Source organism: Brevibacillus sp. 1238, assembly GCF_029892995.1.
Classification (GTDB): Bacteria; Bacillota; Bacilli; order Brevibacillales; family Brevibacillaceae; genus Brevibacillus; species Brevibacillus parabrevis.
In genome coordinates this window covers 101,883-126,178 of record NZ_JARXWC010000005.1, presented here as the reverse complement: position 1 = coordinate 126,178, position 24,296 = coordinate 101,883, and the positions used below count along the sequence as shown (strand labels likewise).

15 protein-coding genes are annotated in these 24,296 nt (G+C 45.2%); 14 read left to right on the top strand and 1 reads right to left on the bottom strand.

Translation table 11 applies throughout. From position 1 onward, the window contains the following. The first annotated feature begins 5 nt into the window (after nt 1-5). Nucleotides 6-1,106, top strand: coding sequence for a glycosyltransferase family 4 protein (locus tag M2298_RS14170; RefSeq protein ID WP_063229025.1), 1,101 nt, complete (start codon nt 6-8; stop codon nt 1,104-1,106). A 186-nt stretch (nt 1,107-1,292) separates the two neighbouring features. After that, nucleotides 1,293-5,789 carry an S-layer homology domain-containing protein gene (locus tag M2298_RS14165; RefSeq protein WP_173596377.1) on the top strand — a complete coding sequence of 1,499 codons (4,497 nt, stop codon included), beginning with the start codon at nt 1,293-1,295 and terminating at the stop codon, nt 5,787-5,789. Nucleotides 5,790-5,875: 86 nt separating this feature from the next. Here the strand turns inward: M2298_RS14165 and M2298_RS14160 are convergent, their stop codons facing one another. Then, nucleotides 5,876-6,538, bottom strand: a complete 663-nt coding sequence (locus M2298_RS14160) for a YigZ family protein (RefSeq protein WP_122962614.1) — start codon at nt 6,536-6,538, stop codon at nt 5,876-5,878. A 286-nt stretch (nt 6,539-6,824) separates the two neighbouring features. Between M2298_RS14160 and M2298_RS14155 the strand changes: the two genes are divergently transcribed. From M2298_RS14155 to M2298_RS14100, 12 genes are all read left to right on the top strand, one after another. Next, nucleotides 6,825-8,027, top strand: coding sequence for a TolC family protein (locus tag M2298_RS14155; protein WP_280648645.1), 1,203 nt, complete (start codon nt 6,825-6,827; stop codon nt 8,025-8,027). A 456-nt stretch (nt 8,028-8,483) separates the two neighbouring features. Continuing rightward, nucleotides 8,484-11,678, top strand: coding sequence for an S-layer homology domain-containing protein (locus M2298_RS14150; RefSeq protein WP_280648684.1), 3,195 nt, complete (start codon nt 8,484-8,486; stop codon nt 11,676-11,678). A gap of 118 nt (nt 11,679-11,796) precedes the next feature. Beyond that, the gene (locus M2298_RS14145) at nt 11,797-14,157 is read left to right on the top strand and encodes an Ig-like domain-containing protein (protein ID WP_280648644.1); all 2,361 of its coding nucleotides are present in this window, start codon (nt 11,797-11,799) and stop codon (nt 14,155-14,157) included. A gap of 792 nt (nt 14,158-14,949) precedes the next feature. Beyond that, on the top strand, nt 14,950-15,240 hold the full coding sequence (locus tag M2298_RS14140; RefSeq protein ID WP_280648643.1) for a hypothetical protein: 291 nt from the start codon (nt 14,950-14,952) through the stop codon (nt 15,238-15,240). 1,946 nt (nt 15,241-17,186) lie between these two features. After that, the gene (locus M2298_RS14135) at nt 17,187-17,516 is read left to right on the top strand and encodes a hypothetical protein (protein ID WP_141254115.1); all 330 of its coding nucleotides are present in this window, start codon (nt 17,187-17,189) and stop codon (nt 17,514-17,516) included. Nucleotides 17,517-17,591: 75 nt separating this feature from the next. Beyond that, on the top strand, nt 17,592-18,464 hold the full coding sequence (locus M2298_RS14130; protein ID WP_280648642.1) for a GNAT family N-acetyltransferase: 873 nt from the start codon (nt 17,592-17,594) through the stop codon (nt 18,462-18,464). 415 nt (nt 18,465-18,879) lie between these two features. Next, a complete protein-coding gene (locus M2298_RS14125) occupies nt 18,880-19,272 on the top strand; it encodes a hypothetical protein (protein ID WP_280648641.1) in 393 nt (130 codons plus the stop codon). Between the two features lie 103 nt (nt 19,273-19,375). After that, entirely contained in the window at nt 19,376-19,654 is a 279-nt protein-coding gene (locus M2298_RS14120; RefSeq protein WP_173596385.1) for a transposase family protein, read from the top strand. A gap of 278 nt (nt 19,655-19,932) precedes the next feature. Continuing rightward, complete coding sequence (locus tag M2298_RS14115; RefSeq protein ID WP_173596386.1) at nt 19,933-21,039, top strand: glycosyl hydrolase family 8; 1,107 nt, start codon at nt 19,933-19,935, stop codon at nt 21,037-21,039. A 36-nt stretch (nt 21,040-21,075) separates the two neighbouring features. Further along, nucleotides 21,076-21,951 carry a GGDEF domain-containing protein gene (locus tag M2298_RS14110; RefSeq protein ID WP_280648640.1) on the top strand — a complete coding sequence of 292 codons (876 nt, stop codon included), beginning with the start codon at nt 21,076-21,078 and terminating at the stop codon, nt 21,949-21,951. Between the two features lie 170 nt (nt 21,952-22,121). Next, the gene (locus M2298_RS14105; protein ID WP_280648639.1) at nt 22,122-23,417 is read left to right on the top strand and encodes a glycosyltransferase family 2 protein; all 1,296 of its coding nucleotides are present in this window, start codon (nt 22,122-22,124) and stop codon (nt 23,415-23,417) included. 155 nt (nt 23,418-23,572) lie between these two features. Then, nucleotides 23,573-24,283, top strand: a complete 711-nt coding sequence (locus M2298_RS14100) for a YjjG family noncanonical pyrimidine nucleotidase (protein ID WP_173596389.1) — start codon at nt 23,573-23,575, stop codon at nt 24,281-24,283. The last annotated feature ends 13 nt before the right edge of the window (nt 24,284-24,296 follow it).

Here is a 24,296-nt window from a genome sequence, read left to right as displayed (position 1 = left end):
AGTCGATGTCTACATTAATCCTCGGATTTCTGACTTCGCTGATCATATCGTTTATTGCAACACCGTATGTAAAGAAATTGGCTGAAAAGGTCGGGGCAGTAGATGCTCCCAACCAGCGCAAGGTACATACGCGAATCATGCCGCGCATGGGTGGACTTGCTATTTACCTGGGTTATCTCGTCGCCTTTTTCTTGTTCGTGCCCTACTCCAGCATGTCGGAAATGCTTGGAATATTCATTGGAAGCACGATCGTCATGACCGTAGGCATGCTGGACGACAAGTACCAGCTCTCGCCAAAATGGAAGCTGCTCGGTCAACTGGTGGCAACCGCAATCGTCGTCATTCCGTTCGGTCTCAAGATCGGAGTCGTCAACCTGCCCTACTCGGGCAGTATCGACTTTAGCAGTGGCTGGCTTTTCTGGCTGGCTGTTCCGATCACCATGTTCTGGATCGTCGGTGTGACCAATGCGGTCAATCTGATTGACGGCCTGGACGGTCTGTCTGCCGGCGTATCGGCAATTGCAGCAGCGACGATGGGCGTCATGGCTCTTCTGATGGGCGATTACAAAGTTTCTGCCTACTGTTTCGTGCTTCTCGGAGCTATTCTTGGATTTCTTTACTTCAACTTTCACCCGGCCCGCCTGTTCATGGGCGACACCGGCTCGCTATTCCTCGGCTTTAACCTGGCTGCGCTGTCGATTATGGGCTTTAAGGAAGCGCTCTTCGTTTCCTTCATCATCCCGATCGTCGTGCTCGGCGTTCCGCTTTGGGACACGTTCTTCGCCATCGTGCGCCGAATCGTCAACAAAAAGCCGATTTCCAGTCCGGACAAAGGACACTTGCATCACTGTTTGTTGAACATGGGCCTGTCCCACCGCTCAACCGTGCTCACCATCTACTCGATCAGCATCTTCTTCGGTACGATGGCGATCCTGCTCACCAAGACGACGAAGTGGACGACCATCATCGTCATGGTCGTACTCCTGATCGCAATCCACCTGGGAACAGAAATCGTCGGCCTCGTCAGCCGCCGCCACCGTCCGCTGATCAATGCGTACAGACGGTTGAAGATCAAGCAGACGGAGCAGGAGAGACGGACGAATTAGGATATGAGTTAAACGGAACCACTGCATGGTTTATGCAGTGGTCTTTTTTCGCCAATTTTTAGGGGGAAGCACTTAACTGAGGGAGGAAATTAGCCGATAAAGGAAAGGGGAAGGTCCGAGCCCATCTCAACTTCAACAGAGAATGGGACAAATATTAGATTATGAATAAAATGGAGAGGTGAAAAAATGAATAAGCCAATTCAACAATTTCGTCGCTGGCTGGTAATGTGCTTGACGATGATGCTTGTTGTTACGGGAGTGTTGCCGGCATTGCCTGCGTCTGCGGCACTGGGTTCTAATTGGAATACGACGACGGGTGTTGTTGTGCCGGCAGCATATATCGCATCAGGCAGTGGTAATGGGCAAACATATGCTGCGCCTTTCAAGACAATTTCGAAACTGGTATATGGAATCCAACTGGCCTATAAGGATACCTCCAAAAATGGGCAAGGTGTTGACATCACGGTAGATGGGGTTCCGCTCATCAATAATACAGTGTTTGCTAACGACATCATCACCTTGCCAGATTTTAATCTAAACAGCAGTGGAGCAGTTACAAGAGTTACAGTTAGACCTAAAGTAACGACAGATCCAACGAATGATACAGCTGAGTTTTACATCCAGTATGCACCCAATCCAGCTGCATCTGGAACAGGGCCCCTGAAGTTTGACAATACTGGTCAAGGGGAGCATGCTAGCGATCCGAAAAAAGTAACGAATCGAACCGTATCTGGCTTGAAATACACATACGGGGTCGCAGCGACCATCGATAAAACACAGGCTGTCGAAGTACAAGTAAACGGCACTACAGTCCGCACTGTGTATGGGGGCGGGGGAACACTGCCAGATTTTGATTTGTCGCCTGGCCTAAACGCTGTTCAACTGTTTGCTTCCAATACAGGCGAGCGAGATGTTATTTATTACGAGTACAACTCGCTGAACAGTCCGATCACGATCACGAACTTCTCTGGCGGAACAACCGCCTACAATCCGGTTGTTTACGGTGATTCTACGATTAATATCGTAGGTACGTTTGGAAGCGGTGTGACAGGCAGCAGCCTGCGCTTGAAAATTTTAACCAACAATGGACAGACCATTCAAGATTTGAGCAATACAGCACCATCTGTTAGCGGCAGTACATTTACATTCAGCAATATCGGCCTGAAGCCAGGGCTGAATCAGATTTCTTTTTACGAAAAAGTAGGCAATGTTACGAAAGAGCACTATCAATTTTTCGTGCAATACAACAATACACCGCTCGTGAGTGACTTGAGAGTTAACGATACGGTGCTGAACGATCCGAATGTTACAAGCAACCCAACCTATATTACCGTACCATCTTTAAATCGTCTGAACCTGAACATGGACGGGAAAGCGCTCAATGCTGATACCGTTGAAGTGAAAAACGTTCGCACAGGAGACGTAGTAAAGACTCAGGTCAACCGAACAGGTTCATTTGGACTGAGCATTCCATCGCAGATTGGTGAAAACACATTGGAAATTCGCGTGTTTAACCAAAACAAAGAAGTAGGAACGTTTGTGCGGAAATTGCTCGTCACGACTACTTCAGCAGGAAGCTCCGATCAATTTTACAAGGTAAGCTTGGGTGGAGTGGCATTGCAGCCGAATCAGCAGGCGGTGCTTAAAGGAGCTGCTACATCTACTGCGATGAACTTGAACGGTTCCGCCTTGTTGAAGTATGTGGACATTGCAGGACAGCAGTTGTTCCAGGAATTTAAGGTGACGATTTACGAAGGAACAAATAAAACAGAATACAAAACAGCTGAAGGAGTAACGTTCACTCCTATCGGCAATCCACAAAGCGGATTTACAGAATATGCGATTAACCTTAATGTACCAGCAGGAGCATTCCAGGACGGGAAAACTTATAAAGTTGCACTGAGCTATCAGTATTTGTCCAAAGACTCCAGCGGTTCGGTTACATCCCCGTCGGGCTATATCGGGATTGCAAACTACGAGTATGAGTTTAAATATCTGGACAGCACAAAACCAAGCTTTGAACGAGTAACAAACCTGGCGAATGGTCAAGTCCTGTCCCAAACAGCAGCAAACACCATTGTGTCCTCGCCTTTGGAATTGAAGGTAGAGACGCAAAATATTTTGGCTAGCAGCATTACAGTCAAGTATAACAATCAAACATTAACAGCGAACCAGGACTATGTGATTACACCAGGTTCCAATCAATTTACACTTACCCTGAAAAAACTGCCACAAGGCACTGGGAAATTGGTTATTGACTATACGGGAGGTACTCCGACGTCAACGGCCTATACACTTGATATTCGAATTACACCGTATGCACAACTGACTTATGTTGACGCATCTGGACAAGTTCGAAGCTTTGAAGATGGATATCAAGTGAAAAGTGAAAATGATATCCGGAACTTGGATGGGAAAGTATACAATTATGTGTTGAAATCCACGAATATTGAAGCCACTCTGAATGGCACTCCCGTTACTATTTCTGACGTGGATACGAATAAGGGAACGTTTTCGATCCTTAAAGATCAATTGCCTTACAAAAAAGGGAACAACGTCTTGAAAATTACTTTGACGGACGACCCTAAAACCGTGTTTACTTACAATGTTTCTTATAACACATCCAAGACACCATCTATTGAGGATGTGAAGCTGGAGATTATCTCCAACGGTGATACAGAAGAATTGACGAAGAAAGCTGCTGATCCGTCTTACCGTACGGGAGCAAACTTCTTGAGCAACTTGAGCTTTACCGTTAACGACGCTACGCATGTTTACATCGAGAAAAACGGTAAACGCATCAACGACTTCCGTTACAAGAGCGGAGACTGGGATCAGGATGCAACGAACCAGGAGTATGTGAATACTCGCTTGGAAGCAGCCCTGAACAATGATTTGAGAGATCTGTTCGATGACCACAATATCGACTCTTTGTCTCGCTCCAAGTTCGAAGGGAAGATGAGCTCGAAGAAGTACGGGGATTTGGTTGAGGAAGTTCAGGATGCGGTGACGGATGCAAAAGAACAGGAAAAAAAACTGGCACTCTTCCCGCTGACCCTGAAAAAAGGCGGAACGACAGTTTACACGATCGTCGCAGAAGATGACAACGGAACTGTGATCCGTTACGACATCAATATCGAGCAAAAATATTCCAGCTGGGAAGTTCTTTCCCCAGTCAAGGCAAAAGAAACAGACCAGTACATCATTGTAAACAGCAACAGCGCTGTTGTAAAAGTCTTCGCTGAGAATGCAAACAAAGTATTGTTTGGCAAAACAGAAGCGAAAGTAACGAATACAACAAACCCTGACTTCTACTACGATGATGAACAAGGAAAAACCATTCCAGAGACATACTATGTATTTACATCCACTGTCCCGCTGAAAAAGGGTCTGAATACGGTGAAGTTTTCCGTAGTGGTGGGAGACAGTACGTACAATGACGAGATCAAGATTTACAACGCAAACTCGTCTGTAAACGGTGCTGAGTATCGCGATGTGTTAGGCAAGAAAGTAGCATTCAGCGTGTTTGAAAAGCAGTTTGAATTGAAGTTCCCGGCAGGTACTGTTCTCTTGTCGCCAGATGATGGACGAGCAGGTCAAGAGGTCAAGAACCCGAATGGAGATATCTTCGTTGATATCCCGCTGTACTTCGGTATTGCCGACCGTACTACCGGCCAAGTAAACATTGCTGATGACAACATGGAAGATAGGCTCGTACTTGAATCCAACTTCAACTACGCAAGCCCACTCTACTATGTAGACGCAGGGGATACGGAAGCGCCATTCGGTCGAGATCCTTATTATGACGAAGGCGATGCGGAAGATTTCAAGAGCCGTTGGCAAGACAATTTGGTTCCAAGCCGCAGAGGAACGCTTACGATTAAGTACGATTCTTCTATCGTAAATGCAGCAAACAACATCCTCACGATTTACTACCATAACGGGAATGAATGGAAAAACATCGGTGGAGTTGTGAATACTGGCTCCAAAACAGTACAAGTGCCATTTGCCGGATTTGGTTTCTACATGGTCATGAAAACTAGAGAGTCCTATGATGACGTAGTGAGCCATGACTTTGCCCGAGATGCCATTGAAACATTGTATGCAAAAGGAATCATGCCGGCATACAGCGGCAGCAGCTTCGGAGCAAACCGGGACATGACTCGTGGTGAGTTTGCAACGATGCTTGTAAAAGCTCTGGCTTTGCCAATCAATGCTGGTCCTTATCGCGATAGCAATGAACGTGATCCATCTGAGCCGACATTCTCGGATGTACGTCCAAATCGTGATACATGGGATTATCAGTACAAGTACATCGAGACTGCTGCGAGAGCAGGTATTATTCGTGGAAAGCAGCCAGGCTACTTCCGACCAGATGACTCACTGACTCGCGAAGAGGCTGCTATCATGATTGCACGTGCTTTGAACTTGAAAGTAGGAACGCTTGATGCTTCCAAAGTTGCTCTGAACAAACTGTTTACAGATGCAAAAGATATTGGTTACTACGCAGCACCTTCTGTTCTCGTTGTGAACAAAGCCAAGTTGATGAACGGCGAGCCGAATGAAGCCAATGTGAAAAAGCCAACTTACAGTTTCAAACCTACAAATAACCTGACTCGTGCCGAGATGGCCGTTATCACTGTTCGTGTGATGGTCCAACTCAAAAAACTGCCTAAGCAGTAGTTCCAAACTTACGCATATATAATAGAAGAAAAGCTGAAGACGGCGTCTGCCCCTTCAGCTTTTCTTTGTTATCTCCCTCAATAAAATCAGGCTTCTCCCTGCTCATCTCCCACAGCTTCTACAGGAACCTCGACATACTCTTTTTCACCCAAAGAAATTTGAGCCTGTCCATTCGTCAAATCGGTAAAGCGAGCCACAAACGCATCTTGCTCACCTTCAGGTATGAGGACATGCGCGGTAACTTTGTCTGTAAAGTCAGTACCACTCACCCGGTACTCGCCAACGCGCAGTTCGTTTTCGACTTTTCCCCACCACGTATAGTCCACGCTCACAGAGATCGTTTGGTGCAAAGTATGGATGACGATTTTGGCGGCCTTCAAAGCAGTGACGGTTCCTGCTGTATAAGCCCGAACCAATCCGCCAGCTCCCAGCTTGATTCCGCCGAAGTAACGAGTGACGACCACAGCCGTGTCCTTTACGCCATTTTTCTTGATGCATTCCAGGATCGGTTTGCCAGCGGTACCGCTCGGTTCGCCGTCATCGCTGGAACGTTGAATTTGATCGTTTTCGCCGATGACAAAAGCCGAGCAGTTATGCGTCGCATCCCAGTGCTTCTTTTTGATCATGGCGATAAAGGCAACGGCTTCTTCTTCCGTCGTAACCCTTTGCGCATAGCCGATGAAGCGGGAGCGCTCGATGACGATATAGTCCTCTCCATAACCAGCGACAGTTTTGTATTCCGTTAACATCGTACAATCACCTCAAGAAAAGGATATCATGTCAAAATAATGTTGGCGAATCCTGAAATGTTTTTGACACATAATCGTAGTAATCTATGTGGAAATGAAGGACTAAATCAGAAAGGGATGATCTATACATGGTAGAGTGCGTATAATCCCTTATGAAAATGCTGGTACGACACTAATTTTTCGTGTACGAAACATTACTCTGTGATATAGTGATCTTGGGACAAACTGTAATATTTCAAGTGGTGAAAAATTTTATGATCAATACAAAATAAAGGAGTGGAATTACGTGAATTTTCCATACTCAAGCAAAAAATGGATGAGCATCAGTTTGGCAGCTGTACTCACAACGACACTGGGAGCAGGGGCTTTGACAGCGTCTGCGAATACAGCAACAGAGGCGGCGACACAAGCACCTGTGGCTGCTCAGGCTTCCACTGAAAAAGTAGCGGCGGAAACAGGAACCACAACTGCACCTGCAACGGCCGAAGAAGAGTTGACTCTGGAAAAAGCAGTACAGCAAGCGCTGCAAACAAATGTTACTTTGAACAACGCTCGCCTGGATGCCAAAAATGCAGATATTAACGAGTCGCTTTCTTATAAAACATCTGCAGATATGCCAGCCGAGATGATCGAATCGCTTGAGCTTGCTAAAGCGAAACACGTCGGAAATGCCCAAGGTGAAATGAACAAGAAGCTGAATGCCCTTGCGGTAACAGCTACAGAAAGCAAAATTAAGCTGGGTGCGCAACAAGCTTATTACAACATGATTTTTGCTCAGGATGACTACGACTTGAAAAAACAAAGTCTGTCCCGCGCCGAAACTCAACTGAAAGTAGCCAAGGCTGCTTTTGATGTCGGAACCAAAGCAAAAACAGATGTTTTGCAGGCAGAAATGGGCTTGTCTGGGGCACAGGCAGCTTTGACAAGTGCCGCAAACAGCGTGGAAGTAGCACGTATGGATTTGAATGATTTCCTTGGGGTCGATTTGCAGAAAAAGTGGAAGATTGTAGCTGCAAATAAACAGACAGCTCCGATTACATTGACAATGGAAGAAGCGCAAAAACAAGCACTCTCCAAACGGATTGAATTGACAAGAGTTCAGGAAGAGCTGAAGCTTGCAGAGCTGAATGTGAAGCTGATCGAGGAATATTCCGCGCTTTCCACATTGCCAGGCCGACAAGCTCGCAATAACGTGGAAAAGGCAAAATTGGCGATCGAAGAGCAAAAACGCACGATTTCCAAGGAAGTTGCTCAAGCCTATCTGAACCTGAACGCAGCCAAGCAGGCTATTGAATTCCAGAAAAAAGCGAAGGATTCCGCTGCTGAAAGCTATCGTTTGACGAATCTGCGCTTTGAAAATGGACTTGCAACCACGCTCGAAGTGATTCAGGCAGAAGAAGAATTGTCCGATCGTGAGAACCAGTACCAAAAGGCAATTCTCAACTACAATCTGGCGGTTGTGAACTTTGAAACAGCGCTTGGAAACTAAGTTGAGTTAGGGAAGAAAGATTTGTAAGGTTTTGAATGGAATTGGAAAAAGGTTCAGTCGTGACAGTCCGCCCTGCGTACCCTATAATACGAATTGTGGCGGATGTCACTTCGTACATAATTGACAGGTGAATAAGAACCCACGAAAAAATCTTTAAATTTTTTTCGAAGGCGCCGCAACTTTTGATTAGCTCAGGCGTTTAATAGGATGTCACACGAAATACGGGGAATTGTGTAAAAAAGATTCACGAATACTAGCAGTTATGTTACACTAGTGATTGTTGCATTTTACACAATACTGAATATACTAGAGATTTTTAACGCAAAAAAGCGAAGCTGACCTGCGAAAGGAGGTGACACGCGCTTGCAGGATTCGGGCTTTAAAAAGAAAGATAGATTGACAACAAATATTCCCCAAGAACAATTTGTTTATACTAGAGGAGGAGAACACAAGGTTATGAAAAAGGTCGTTAACAGTGTATTGGCTAGTGCACTCGCACTTTCCGTTGCTCCAATGGCTTTCGCAGCAGAAGATGCAACTACTACAGCAGCTCCAAAAATGGATGCAGCTATGGAAAAAACCGTTAAGCGCTTGGAAGCTCTTGGCCTGGTAGCAGGTTATGGCAACGGCGAATACGGTGTAGACAAAACTATCACTCGTGCAGAGTTCGCTACTCTGATCGTTCGCGCTCGCGGACTGGAGCAAGGTGCGAAACTGGCACAGTTCAACACTACTTACACAGACGTTCGTTCTACTGACTGGTTCGCTGGTTTCGTAAACGTAGCATCCGGTGAAGAAATCGTAAAAGGTTTCCCGGACAAAACTTTCAAACCACAAAACCAAGTTACTTACGCTGAAGCAGTAACTATGATCGTTCGCGCTCTGGGATATGGTCCAGCTGTTAACTCCAGCGGATGGCCTAACAACATGATCTCCAAAGCTTCCGAGCTGAACATTGCTAAGAGCATCACTACTCCTAACAATGCAGCAACTCGCGGCGACATCTTCAAAATGCTCGACAACGCTCTTCGCGTAGACCTGATGGAGCAAGTTGAATTCGGAACGGACATTCGTTACGAAGTAACTGACAAAACTCTCCTGACGAAATACCTGAAAGTTAACGTTGTTGACATGGAGTGGGCTCACAAGAAAGATCGTGATTCCGAAGATCTGCCACTCGTGACTAACGTACCAGCTATCGGTCTGGGCAAATTGAAAGCTAACGAAGTTACTTTGAACGGTAAAGATGCTGGTCTGGGCAACACTACTTACAAAGTAGCTGATGGCATCAACCCTAACGATTTCGATGGTCAACGCGTACAAGTGTGGATCAAAGAAGACCGTGAAAACGTAATCGTTTGGATGGAAGGTTCCGAAGACGAAGAAGTAGTATTGGATCGTCTGAGCGACTTCATCCTGAAAGGCAAATCCATTTCCGACGGTAAAGACCTGAGCACTTCTTCCCTGTCCGATCTGAAAATCGAACTGGATGCTAGTGGCAAAACTTACCGCGTAAACAAAAACACAAAAATCACTTACAACTTCACTCGTTACAACGATCCAGTTGATGCTCTGAAAGACATCATCGCTGCTAACGATTCTTTCGGTGTGAAAGTTGTATTGGATGACAACAACGAAATTTCTTACATGCACGTAATCGATGACACTCAAATGGACCAAAATTCCAAAGTGAAATACGGTTCTGAAGTTATCGGTAAAATCGATGTTGAGAAAAAGAAAATCACCAACCTCGATACTGGTAAATACAACGAGCTGGATGACAAAGAAGAAGGTAAAGACTTCTTGGTATTCCTCGATGGCAAACCAGCTAAATTGAGCGACCTGAAAGAAGGAGACGTATACTCCGTTTACTATGCGGATGGCGATGATGACAAACTGTTGGTATTCGCTAACCGCCAAGTAGTAGAAGGTAAAGTTGACAAAGTAGTTAGCCGCAGCACTACTGACTACCGTCTGACTGTTGGAGACAAAACTTACCGTATCTACAAAGGAGCTACTTACTCCGACAACGGTAACAAAGACGTTAAGAAACTCGACGATTCCAACTGGGATCTGATCAGCAACCTGGATAGCGAAACAGTGAAATTGGTCCTGGATGCTTCCGGCCGCGTTCGTCACGTTGAAACAAAAGATCCAATCGACGATCGCAAACAAAAAGCTATCATCACAAAAGGTGCTGTATACAACTCTTCCAAAGACACTTATGACTTTACTGTTATGACTCAAAAAGGTAAAGCTAAGTCCATCTCTTTGGAGAAGAAAGACATCTACGATAAAGATGGCAAGAGCTTCAACAAAGATGGCAAAAACGGTGACGACATCGAAGCTATTTTCCAACCAAGCAAAGATGACTCCATCGCATTGCTGGAAGTATCTTTCGATTCCAAAGGTGAAGTTGACAAAGTTAAGCTGCTCAATTCCAAACTGATTCCTTCTTCCGGAACTGCTTGGGATAAACTGGCGGATGAAAAAGACGATGTTGTTGGCGACTACGAAGTAACTGACAAAACTGCTATCTTCAAAATGACTGGTAAACTGGATGATTCCGGAAAACGCGCTGAACTGAAAAACGCTGGCGTTGCGAAGTTCAAAGACGTTGCGGATGAAAGCGATCTGAAAGTTTACTACTCCATCGATGAAGAGAAAGATGAAGTAGAAGCAATCTTCGTAGTTGAAGGTGAAGGTTTTGAAGGCGACACTATTTATGGTGTTGTTCAAGACTATAACACTTCCAACAAACAAGATACCATCAAAGTTCTGACTAAAGATGCAGAGAGCGGCAACGTTATTTCTAAAGAATTCAAACTCAACGATGATCGTGAAGAACTGCAAGATGCAGGCATCGTTCGTGGTGATTTCATCGCGTTCCAACTGAACTCCGATGATGAAGTGATTGTTGAAGATGTTGTTGAAGTAGTAAACAACAAAGCTATCAGCAACAAAGACGACAAAACAGTAAAATTGCTGAAACAATCTCAATGGTCCGAAGCAAACATCGAGAAAATGACAGTTGCTCGCGTTGACAAAGTAGATGGCAACACCATCACTTACGAATTCAAAGATGAAGATGGAAAAGATCGCGTACAAAAACTGTACACGAAAGCTTCCACTGCATTCATCGACACTTACGATGACATGGCAGGTGAAGATGGTGTAGAAGAAGGCGACTACATCGTTCTGATGGACAGCAAAGACATCGATGGCGATCGTTATGACTATGTCCTGATCGTAGGTAGCGAAGATTGGGCAGATAAGAACGACATCAAAGAAGATGCTATCAACAAGTTCCTGGCTCAAGGACTTGATGGCTACAAGCCAGGTGACGATGAGTGGGATGCTCTTCCTTCCACTGTAACTGGTAAATTCGTTTCCATCGGTGGTGGTGTGAACGGTTACCAAGTAGTTGCTGACCTCAACAAAGATGTTAAATCCGCTGATGTTGACAAAGTTGAATTCTACATCAATGGCAACAAAGTTGCAGCTAGCGAATACGTTCTCGAAGTAAAAGACAATCAAGTAAAAGTACTTGAGTACACTACTGACGAGAAAGTAACTTCCAGCGAAATCGTAGTATTCAACAAAGATGGTAAATCTGACAAGGCTAAAGTAACTTTCAAAGAAGCTGAATAAGATTACCTCTAACAATCATGTAGGGATTGTTGCTGGGCATAGAGGGGGCTAATCCCCTCTATGCTCTACATACCCTATATACAGAGAACTTCCTATCAAAAATACGGAGGGGTAGTACGTGAATAAAAAAGTTGTTCTTTCTGTTCTCGCGACCGCTGTAGTAGCTAGCATGGCTGCTTCCGCATTTGCCGCACCAAAACAAGGTCTGTACATCGGTGGAAATGTTAAGAAGTTCTACTCTACTAGCACTTTGCTGAACATGACCAAAGATGCTCGCACTGCTTACAAAAACGAGCTGAAAACTGCAGGTTTCCAAAACCTCGTTTTCGTAAACATCAAAGGTCAAGGCGCTACAATTCAAGAAATGATCAACCTGGGAACAAAAGTAGCTCTGGCTGATCCTTTGAAACAAAGCGATTTTGTTGATTCCTATGGTGTAGTACAAAACGATGGTACTGTTAATGGTACTGAAGATCCTCGCTCCCAAGTAGACCCAACAACTCCTGGTGAGTTGAAAGTTGAGTCTGTAAGTGCTATTAACGGTAAACAAATCGAAGTTAAATTTGGTACTGCAGTTAAAGATACTACAGTATTGAGTGCTGGTAATGGTTCTTCGTTGACTGCTGATGTCTCCGTAGTTGCAGCCTCTGCAGCTTCTAACGATCCAGGGCCTCTTACAGGAGTTCTTAGCAAAGATGGTAAAACTCTGACTATCACAGCAACTAACTTCTTTAAAGGTGATTACACTGCTAGTGTAACTTCAAATGTAACAGATGAAGATGGCAAGGCATTTGAAGCATATACTAAAGTTGTTAATGTGAGTGATACTACTCGACCAGGTATTGTTGGCGTAAGCTATGCAAATGATGGAACTAATCGACAAGCTATTGTTGAATTCACTGAGCCAGTTGTTACAACTTCCGCAACTTACGGATTTGCACGTGTTGATGGAGTAGCTCTGGATGCTACAACTAACTTTGTGAATACAGCAATTGCCTATCTGCCTGGATCCGATAATAAGAAATTGGTAATTACTTTGGATGCTGTTGCAGTTGCTGACCAAGGAAAAGACATCAAAGTTACCATTACAGGTTTGACAGATGCATCTGGAAACCTGATTTCTCCGAACCCAGGTGTTGCAACCATTAAGTATGATGTTGTTGATACAACTGCACCTACAGTTGCAAGTGTTACTGTGGTTAACAATACCACAGTAAAAGTTAAGTTCAGCGAGCAACTTGCTCAAGATCCACCAAGTGGTTCGTTCTCTATTGGTGCAAATGTTTCTACATCTGTAACTAAAGATTCTACTGACCCAACATTGTACACTGTTGTATTCACATCTGCTTTCGGAAGTGGTTTGCAAACAGTTAATATTCCATCTGTTAAGGATATTGCTGGTAATACCGCACCGGCTGGCACAAAAATTGTAAACGTAGCATTGGATACTCAAGCTCCAGTTTTGCAATCTACAAAAGTTGAGAAAATCAGTGGCGTAGAATATCTCGTAGTAACTTATGATGAAAATGTAACTCCACAAGATGCTAAAGCAATCGACGGAACTTACATTGAAAACTATGTTACTAAAAACATGACAACTCTTACTACTGAGATTGACGCTCCAGCTGTAGCAAATGCCCCTGTTAGTCTTTATAGCCCGGTAAGTGGTGCTTCTAAATCCATTAAAATTGACCTGTCTGCTTTGACTACTGCGGCAACTTATACTGTTACCCTTCCCAAAGGATTGGTAAAAGATGTAAATGGTAATGACAGTGCTCAATCCACTATTACTTTCACTAGAGGTGGCAACAGCTCTGCAGGTAAACCGACATTGGATACTGGGTTTGATACTAACGGTATTCAACAACTTGTAGCTGATAACAACACTGTAGAGGTACATTTCACTAATAAAGTTGATGCTCTCTCTGCTTTGAATGCAGCTAATTATTCTATTGAAGGTGCAACAATTGCATCTACTAAACTTACTAAAAACGATAACACTGGTGCTATCGTTCAGTTGACTCTTACTAAGAGCTCCTCTCAATTTACTGGTCTGAGAACTGTAACTGTATCTGGAGTTAAGAGTGAAGAGGGTACAGTAATGGATGCAGTAACTACTAATGAAAACATTAGAGAAAATGTTGCTCCAACTGTAACAAAAGCCGAACTGACTGCAACAAACATCATTACTCTTACTTTCAGTGAAGCTGTTACTACGAGTGATGCTGACGACTATGTTGTGTATGTAGATGGTGCAGAGTACACTGTATCTGCAGCAGCAGTTGCTGCTGGAAAACACGTTGAGTCTGCGCTTGCAGGTGTAAAAACAGCAACCATTACTTTAGACGCAGGGGATGCAATTGACTCTACTAAGTTGAGCAAAGGTGTAGTTGTAAAACCATCTGCTAACCTGAACATTGTGGATGCTGCAGGTAACAAATTGGATCTGACATCTGTTAACGTTACTCTTGCGCCTTAATCGAAACGTTACTTTATAAGCTCTTTGAGAGCGAACGAAGTAGAAATTCCCCCATACTCCGAAGTGTGTATGGGGGTTTTTCTAACTGTCCCATTGATTTGACTGGTGAAAAATCCCGTCCATGACAACAGCCTAGGGTCATGTGCCTAATCCTCCTGCATCCAGTGAGGTTCTACCAATCGTCTCAGGGGTGAAGTCAGGTGAAGTCGTACTCTCATAAGAGGCGGGGCTCCATAAAAGGTGACTATGGTTAGGAGACGAACCCATGATGAGGGATTAGAAAGTGAATAAGACCGTTAAAAGGCTAAGGGTTCGGTCTTGTTTCATGGATCTGAAATGTTGCATTGAGAACCGGAATAATTCGGGCTGTTAAACCGGTTAGACTTTCTAATGAGTAGTGGGAACCTAAGGTCATCAAAAAGAGGGATAGATGGGACGGAACGTTTGAAGTTTCACATGAGGAGACGGGGTAGCGTCAGCGATCCATGTGAAATGGCGGCGGGTTCGTAGTAGTGAAGAAGGCTTGCCGTTTGGACCCGTAGTGGTAACACAGGCGGGGAGGAGAAAACAGGCTGGAGCGAAGGAACCCAGTCGGTTATGAGTGAAGTTGGCATCTAAGAAATGGTGGACAGAGCAGAATAGTATACGTTTTTGCTCTGTCCGCATTACATAATTGCTATTACTTATAATCGATGGAACGCCGTGTGCGATGAAAGTCGCCCGCACGGTGTAGGCCTGACCGAAAACCACTTGATATTGTGGTTAGGCAGGAATAGCAATGATGTTATTCCAGTGAACAATCATGCACCAGTTGCAAAAGGAAGCTTAAATGTCTCGATTAGAGATAACGAGAATGTAGAAAGAATAGCAACAGACTTGGCCTCTGATCAAGACAGTGGCGATACACTTAGTTTAGTAGGTGGTTCAGCTATCTCTAATAATATTTCTGTAGCAACTGTATCAATTACAGGTGGCAAGCTTAAGATTGATGGTGTTGCAGCAGGTACAACTACTGTGATGGTAAAAGTAACAGATGGAAAAACAAGCACAGACATTACTATTCCGGTAACAGTAACCCCTTAAAAAAATTACGAAACGTTACTTCATAAGCTCTCAAATGAGAGTGAAAGAAGTGGATTGGCTCTCGTTTGACGGCGAGAACAACTCTAACTGCCTTATTCAATTGATTGGTGCAATTCCAATCCATGAGAAACAGCCAAAACTCTCATGTGCCTAATCCTCCTGCAAAGGTGATTAACCTAACCCGTTAATACCTATGAAGTCAGGTGAAGTCGTACTTGCGATAACTGCGCAAGGCGGGGCTCCTTAAAAGTTGGCTATGGTCAGGTGACGAATCCATGGTGACCCAATACGAGATAGCTGTTGCTAGGTAAAACAAGCGCTAGGGGTTTGGCAACAGTCGCTGTACGTGTGATCGTGCAGACGAGACAGGAACAATTTGGGCTGTTAAACCTGTTTTTCTCGGATTGTATAGTGGAGACCTAAGGTCAGCAAAACAAGGGATAGACAAGGTGGAACGTTTGAAGTCTTGCCGGAAGAGGTGGGTTGGCACCTAAGAGGCCGGGAAGATGGCGGCGGGTTTGTAGTAGCGTCGATGGTCTGCCGTTTGAACTCGTAGTGGTAACACAGGCGAGGAGGAGAAAACTGACCGGAGCGAAGGAACCCAGTCAGCGGATAAGAAGGATGGAAAACTTACAACGGGCATTGTAATGTTTTCACAAAACCGATGACAATTGAAAACCAACCAAAGGGATTGCGGATAGAGTTATAGCTGCAGTCCTATTTGTTTTTTTCAGGGTCCTAATTGATTGAGGGAACGCCGCGTACAATGAAAAACGCCTACACGGTGTAGGCTCGATTTGAAAATCCATGCGGTTATAAGACAAGAATAGCGACATAGTACCACCGAATGATCTTAGCGTGCAGCTTTAACCGCCGCCGTTCAAAAGCTAACAACAGTGGCAATGCTGACGATTGCCGACAGCGTTGCGCGGTTAGTCAAGGAATCAATCATTACAAAGCATTTGTCAGTGTAGATACCCCTCCAGGCACAAATCCTTCGCTAGATAAGTATCAAAAAGCAACCCTTCCAGAAGAACAAGACATCGGCCTGTCCAACCTAATGAATGGCGGAGTTACGCCTGTTGACGGACACAGTGTACATTTTATTGTTGTTGCTTATGATGCCGCCCCAATAACGCTTCTACTTCAAGTGGAGATGGCAGCACAGCGGTTACATGGGACTTAACCCCACCAAATCAACCAACAAGTTTTCCTCTAGTGGATAATCCGGATTCCGACACGATGACGCATGCTTGGAATGAGCAGTCAAGCGAAAGTGATGTGGACAACTTTGAAGTGTACCTTAATAAAGGTTCGAAGCATCCTCAACAACATTGGGTCACGCGAACATTTGCCTCAAAACCTATAAAGGCAACAATTTGCTGAGAGGTGAAGCAAAGATTTTAGACATATAGACAAGCTATAGACAAGCTAAATGCTGCAAATGGGAATACGGTGCATATCACTGTACACGCTGTTGACCAACTCGGTAACAAGTCTGACGGAGCAAAAGCAAGCACGACTTTATTCTTTAACGAGTACAGAAATGTGCCATAACAAAAGAAAAAGTTCCTTCAGCCCAAGGAAACGTTAAACAAAGTGACACCTTTCCTTATGTAGAGGCATCTTTTTTACAGGAAATTAGCGGTATTCCTTATCGAGATTCCCTTCGAGGATAATCCATTTTTTTCAATAGTTAAATTGTCACAATTTTATTGAAAATCATCGGGTTTTATGCAACAATTTAAATTGCCCATTGTAAAATAGTACATACCCTTACCGTTGATAGTACGCCGTGTGCGATGAAAGTTGCTTGCACGGTGTAGGCTTGACGAAATCCTTGATCTGAAAGGATAGTCAAGAATAGCTCGAGCTTAAACATTGTTAATGGTTCTTTTCATGTTGAAGTTAATACGGTTAAGTCTGACAACACGGATTTGGTTGTATTGAGAGACTCGAACAATAACCCAAGCAGCTCAGGAACTGGAAAAAATGTTAGCAATCTCATCACCGTTACAAACAACTCCAATGCTGTACAATATGAATATGACCCTGTAACCGATAGCTTCAAAGTAAAACAATCCGGAACAGAAGTTGGCAGTGTCACATTCACCAAAGTAGATGGGATGTTTGACTTCAGCGAAGGTGCTTTCATCGACCCTCAGGCATCGATGACTAATGGTTCAGTTGGTCATCTCAAAGCAACACTGAAAGATGCTCAAGATGTAGAAGTAGGAAATGTCACTGTAGACGTTAATTGCTTTTTGATACCTTAAAATCCAATGGCCAGACTGGAAGTAGTCTGGCTCTTTCTTATGATTTAATGAGGAAGCTTGAAATGGAGGGCGTGGATGAAATTTACCCTGGACGACATAAGAAACGATTTGGAGCTGTACGGGAGATTGATGCGGCCGGAGCATGTATACCTGGTAAGCCAAACGCAAGGTGAACACATTGGCATAGGTGTCCGGGAGTCATCCACACCCATTGCGTATATGGTGGTTCGAATATCGCGTGAACAGTCTCAGGCTTCGATTATCGCTCTAGAGGTAGAGAAAAGTTACAGTGGGTACGGGCTTGAGACAATTTTGCTGCAATTTCTGGAGGGCAAGCTTAAAGAGCAAAGCTACCATTATCTCACTTACGACATCGTTGTACAGGAATCAGAGAATGCTGCCAGGGAGTTTTTGCAGCCGGAGGATGGCTGGGATAGCGGGCAAGTTTTATCTACGGTGTATATCGCAGACATGGAGGAATTGAAATCTGCCAAATGGATGAATACGATACGTGCTCCCTTGCATTTTCGTACATTCAGTTGGGCGGAACTGACTGAAGAAAAGCTGGTTTCCATTCAAGAAGGGTGTAATCGGTGGTATCCGGAGAAATTCTCCCCTTGGCAGGAAGGCTACGACATTGACCATCAACTTAGTGTCGCTCTCCAATACAAAGGAGAGATAATCGGTTGGCTGATGGTCAAGCGGGCAGCCAGCAACATGGCTCTCTTTAAAAGTCTGTTTGTTCGAGAGGAATTTACCAGACTGGGCCGAGTTGGCGTGGTTCTCGTCGAAGGCTTGAAAAAAGTATTGGAGAATCAGGAGATACGATACGCGATGTTTGTTGTGGAAAAAGACAATGCGGCGATGCTGCAAATGGTCAGAAAGCATTTTACTCCTTTTATCATTCGGCGAAAGAAGCTCATTTCGTTTAAGAAGAGCATTTTGTAGGCTGGATTTTTCAATCACATGCTCAAGTTTGTTTCGTCTGTTATGTAAATCAGGAACGAAAGTGGAAGTAAAACAGGATGGTTTAAAGAAGGTTGTAAAAATCAAAAACGGTGGCAGCACCAAATCTAGCTCTGTCTCTCTATCGGAGATGCAGGGCTTTTTGTTATGTAAAAAGCGAGTGCAGCAGTTAGTGGCCGAGCCGCTGAAAGACACTCGATATGGGGATTTTTCGTTAGGAGGGACTGTATAGGCGATTTGTTCAGTGTTTGTTCAGTGCAAATAAATATACTGAACATGCCCGTTGTACATTTTCACCTTCTTTATTTGTTGATGACACGCCGTATGCGATGAAAGTCGCCTGTGCGGTGTAGGCTCGCTATAATCCGAAGAGATGCAGGGATAAGGCGAGAATAGCGTGAAAGAAATGGAGTGGAAGGCAAAACAAGTGGTGGCAGGTGAGGCTAAGGCTGGTGGCAGGACTGAAATGAACAAGCTGGATTTTGCCAAAACGAGTGCGATGAACGACGGAAGCGTTACGGTTATTTTTGATGATGGCAGCATTCAGCAAAGCAAGAAATGGGCTCGGCAAGCATTTTCCGGCATGGGTTGCACGAAGAGTGAGTTTGGTTCTTCTAGCGGCAAAAGCGCGTTAATGCTCACCGTTTCGGACGAACTGTATGTTAGTGAGCGATTGAATGCCAAGGCCGATGGAAGACGGGCAACAGATGGATCAAATTATAGACTCACACACAAAGCAGAAGACCGTTCGTTTTATAGAACGGTCTTTTTGTATGGCGTTACATTTTAGGCAAAAGGCAGATGCCTGTTTAGAATTTGTTCAGTTGCCCCTGATACAATAAAAAAGCCGTACCTGCCACAGGACATGTCCAAAGTTCTGGGAGGTGAGTGTGATGAAACCTGTATGGAATTTCTTTATTATCCCTGTTATCAAATGCAATGGGTGCGGACATGAAAAGCTGCATAAAACCGATCATAAAGACCAGATGTTCAAAGACATGATTGATGGTCAGGTTATCGAGATCGAAGTGAGGCGACAACGATATCGATGTCCGATGTGTGGAAGCAAGGAATGGGACAAAGTCGTCGGGGCATCCTCTTATTCGAAAAAAAGCAAGCGGCTGATCGACTGGGAGAAACAGCGCGTGAAGGCGCAACAGAAGCGAGAGTAATGGCTGCTCACGCTCAATAGGCAAGTCTGTCGGAAAGCTGACAGGCTTTTTTTCCGTGAAAAAACGTTTCGAGGGTGTTCATGAGCAGGGATGTGACTGCTTTTGACCAATCAAATGGCCATGATTATTTCAAATGGAAACATCTTCTATATTACTTTTTACAATATAAATAGACGGCCAAAAACCAATATACTATACTGAATAACAAATAACATAATTAGTAAATAAAAGTAAATTAAACGAAATAATCCTTTCTATTGGACAGGAATGATGCCAGCTTGCACAATGCTTTGCTTACGAACAAGAAAAAGCTGTTAGTTACCGGCTTGTCCATTCTGACGGTGTCTTCCCTTACTTATTTGGCCGTGTTTGCAGAGCGGCTTTCGCCTGTTTCCCCGACAGAGACGTTTATCCGGCAATACATGACGAATCCGAATGGCACGTTGGCTACTTATTTGCAGGAAGCCCGTTCCACGAATGAAGACATAGTGGCAGGCAGAGAAGCGCTGTCTGAGTCTCTCGGCATATGGATGCAATATGCGTGGGTGAAAGGTGACCGGCAATTGTTTGCCGACAGCTTTCGGTTGTTGCGGACCTTTTTTCTGACTCCACAAAACCGAATTTACTGGAAGCTGTCGCCGGACGGGCAGCCGCATGTGACGACAAATGCTCTCGGGGATGATCTGCGAATTGTCGATGCGCTCTGGAAAGCGGCTGATGGTTGGGAAAATGAGGAATACGCAAAAGCGGCAGAAGCGGTAACACAATCGTTATTCGCTTCGTCCATACAACATGGATATCTCGTCGACTTTTATGACTTCGCAAAAAAGGAGTCTCCGCAGACACTCAGCCTCGTTTACGTCGACATGTCCGCCCTGAAAAGGATGGCGGATCACAACAAAATAGACGCAGATGTGTACCAGCGCTACCGTGATCTGTTAATGAACATGCCGAACGACGGAATATTTTACCCTAAAATATTCCACGTCGAGAATCAAATGTACAGCTATGCTGACTCGGTGAATCTCATTGATCAACTGATTGTAGCGATAAATCTGGCAGAGGCCGGGCGTACGCCTCGGGAGCTGGTTGTTTTTTTGAAAAAGGAGTTCGCGCAGCAGCACCAATTGCCGGGGCGCTACGACCGGGCTAGTCGCACAGCAGCTGTGTCCTATGAATCTCCTGCCGTTTACGGATTGGCAATCTTGCTGGCTCTGAAGCTGGATGATCCGCAATGGGCAAATCAGCTGCAAGCCAGAATGGTGCAGCTGCGCAGTCATGACTCCCGCTTTTTGGGCGGCTATGTTTTTCAGGAAGATACGCATGCCTTCGATAATTTGGTGCCGCTTTTGGCCGAGGAGGCGCTGCGAACGTATAAGGACTGATGAGAAAACCGAATAAGCAATGAGAGGAGCTGAATTATGAACAACAATTCTCCGACACGCAAGATGGAGATAGGGTACGGCATCTTGCTCCTGCTTACGGTGCTTCAGGAAGCGCTGGTTTATGTCCATGTCTACATAGATCAGTCGTTTGCGATGGTTGAGTTTGTTTTGAGCATGGCTATTTTGCTGGCGCTCCTGCTCGGTTATGTGCTGCCGATGGGGGTATCGGTCGTTTTGGTGTTTGTTTACTTGGTCAGTTATGTTGTCTGTCTGGCTACGTATGCGAATACGAGTGTCATTGTGTACGCCTGGTTGCTGGTCATGCCCGCGAACGTGCTGATTGCAGGGTTTATCAAAACGTACTTGCTGCGCAGCAAGCGACTCGTGGAACGGTTGGAAGAACTGAAAGAAATCAACCCGGTCATTGATCTCGATACGACACTGGGCAACAAAATGGCCTTTGCGGAAACGATGCTCAGACAGTCTAATCTGGCAAAACGTTATGAGGGGAAATACAGCTTTTGCCTGGCGATGTTCAAAATCGAGTTTTTGCCGTTCGTACAAGAATCTCTTGGCTCAGAGGGGTATTCGCGGCTTTTGCTGGAATTGTCCCAGACGATTCAAAAGCAACTCCGCTTCGAAGATTACAAGTTTTCGCTCGATGAAGGACGGTTTGTCGTGCTGCTGCCGATGACGGACAAGGATTATTTGCGGCAACTGACGGAACGAATTAAACACGCCATGATGGACAAGGATTTTCCGGACAAAAAAGGACGACAGTTGAAGCTTGTCATTCGCTCGGGAGCGCTTGTTTTTCAAAAGGAACAATTCAATCAATATGAGCAAATCGACAGCGTCATAGCGGCGCTTGAACGAAATGCGGAACTTGATCTGATCGGAGAGTACGTGTAATCCGATCTGGTCAGGAAAAGGGAGGGGGCTTCTTATGTCATACACCAGCTGGTTTATCCCCTTGTGCATTGCGATCAGTATGATCTTCGCCGTTACGATTGTTTTTCTGACGATCGCCACGTTGGTTTTTCGTGACAGAGTGAGCAAAAAATACGATCGGAGGAAAATCAGTGGCTGAGTGGCTCTTTTTGCTCGCAATTATCAGTATTTGGGTCGCGGTGTTTGAATCTGCGCTGATTATGGCTGGAGCCATACGCTTTGTGTCCAGACAGAGCAAAGAGGAATTGGTGATCCCGACGGAGATGGACGCTTTTCCAGCTGTGACGATACTCGTTCCGGCCCACAATGAGGAGCTGGTCATCGCCGCGACAGTCGAGCACATTTTACGGCTGAACTATCCGGCGGACAAGCTGCAAGTGATCGTCATTGCCGACAATTGCACAGACCAAACGGCGCAAATCGTGCGGGCGGTACATGGCAAGCCAGAGTTCTCGCAGCGCAACCTGACTGTTCTGGAACGAACCGGGAAGGGAGGGAAATCGGGAGCGTTGAATGACGCTTTCAAACTCGCTACCGGGGAATGGATTTGCGTGTATGATGCCGACGCCGCACCAGAGAAAAACGCGCTGGCTTTTCTGATCCAAAAAGCGCTGGAGCAGCCGGAGCGGTACGGGGCGGTTTTTGGACGGAACAAGGCACGGAATCGCGACCAAACTCTACTCACCCAATTCATCAATCTGGAACTGGTGACCATGCATCGTGTTTATCATACGGGGCTATGGGAGCTTTTTCAGCTAGGGTCTATTCCGGGAACGAACTTTATCGTCAAAAGCTCGCTGATCGCGGAGTTGGGCGGATGGGACGAGCAGTCCCTTACGGAGGATACGGCGATTTCTTTTGAAATATTAAAGCGGGGCCAGCTGATTGCTCTCGCACCGCAGGCGGAGGCGTACCAGCAGGAGCCGGAAAAGCTTGACGTCTACATGAAGCAGCGTCAACGCTGGGCGATGGGGAACTACCACACAGTTATCGGGAACATCTCGCATTTATTTGACAGTACGAGCTGGCGCATCAAGCTGAAGGTGCTGTATTATGCAGCGAGCTACTTTTGGTTTATGGTGGCGATTGTTGTTTCCGACATCATTTTTGTGACGAACCTCGTATACAAGGTGATCTCCTGGTTTCATCCCGAGGTCGTGTCTCCCTTCCAGTTTTCCGAGGATATCTACGTCTACTTGGTCGTGGCTTGGGCGCTGATGTACTCCATGTATGTGTTGCAAATCAATCTGGCTCTGGCTACCGATATCGGTCAAAGCACGACGAGAAACTTCGTCTTGTCTTGCCTCTCGTATTTTACGTATGCGCAGCTGTTCATCGTCATCTCGGTGCAAGCATTTTGGGGACTGCTGGCTGATAAAGTGACAAAAAGAAAGAGAAGATGGTACAAGACGCAACGCTTTACCTGATGGGCTGTGCAAGAGGAGACTCTTTTACTTTTCTTCCGTACTCTTCCAGATGATAGGCAGTTCCTTATGTCAAATCTGTTATAATAAGATGATAGATTGATTGATGAAAAAAGAAACGACTGGTGCCGAGCCGGAAGAGACGGGTGGAGAGAACTGTGAAATACGAAGTGATTTTCTTTGATGTGGACGATACGTTGATCGATTTTGGCATTTCGGAAAAAAATGCGATGGATAAAGCTTTCCACCGTTTTGGAATGCCCGAAGGCTGGCTTGCCTACCAAGCAACGTACAGTGAAATCAACAAAAGACTGTGGCTGGAGCTGGAACAAGGAATCGTGTCACTGGACGAGCTTGGAGTGGAGCGGTTTAGCCGTCTGTTTTCAGCGCATGAGCTGTCCTATGATGCTGTTGCTTTCAACGAAGAGTTTTTGGCCAATCTGGCACAGGAAACGCCGCTGATTCAAGGAGCGCAGGAAGTATGCAGCAGTTTGGCGGGATGTCGCCTGGCTATCATTTCAAACGGCTTTGCCGAAGTGCAGAAAGCGAGAATCGCAGCATCGCCTCTTCGCCATGCTTTCGAACAGTTGATTATTTCCCAAGAGGCCGGGTTTCAGAAACCGGATGCGCGAATTTTTGACTATGCATTTTCCAAACTGCAAGTGACAGACAAGTCGAAAGCTTTGATCGTAGGAGATTCGCTTACTTCCGATATTCGAGGCGGACACAACTACGGGATCGATACATGCTGGTTCAATCCGCAAGGCAAGGAAAATCGGTTGGACATCGAGCCTACGTACGAGATTCGCGATCTGACTCATTTGCTTGAGCTTGTCAGACTGACAGCGGATGAGCGGCTGCCTATATAAGAATATATAATTT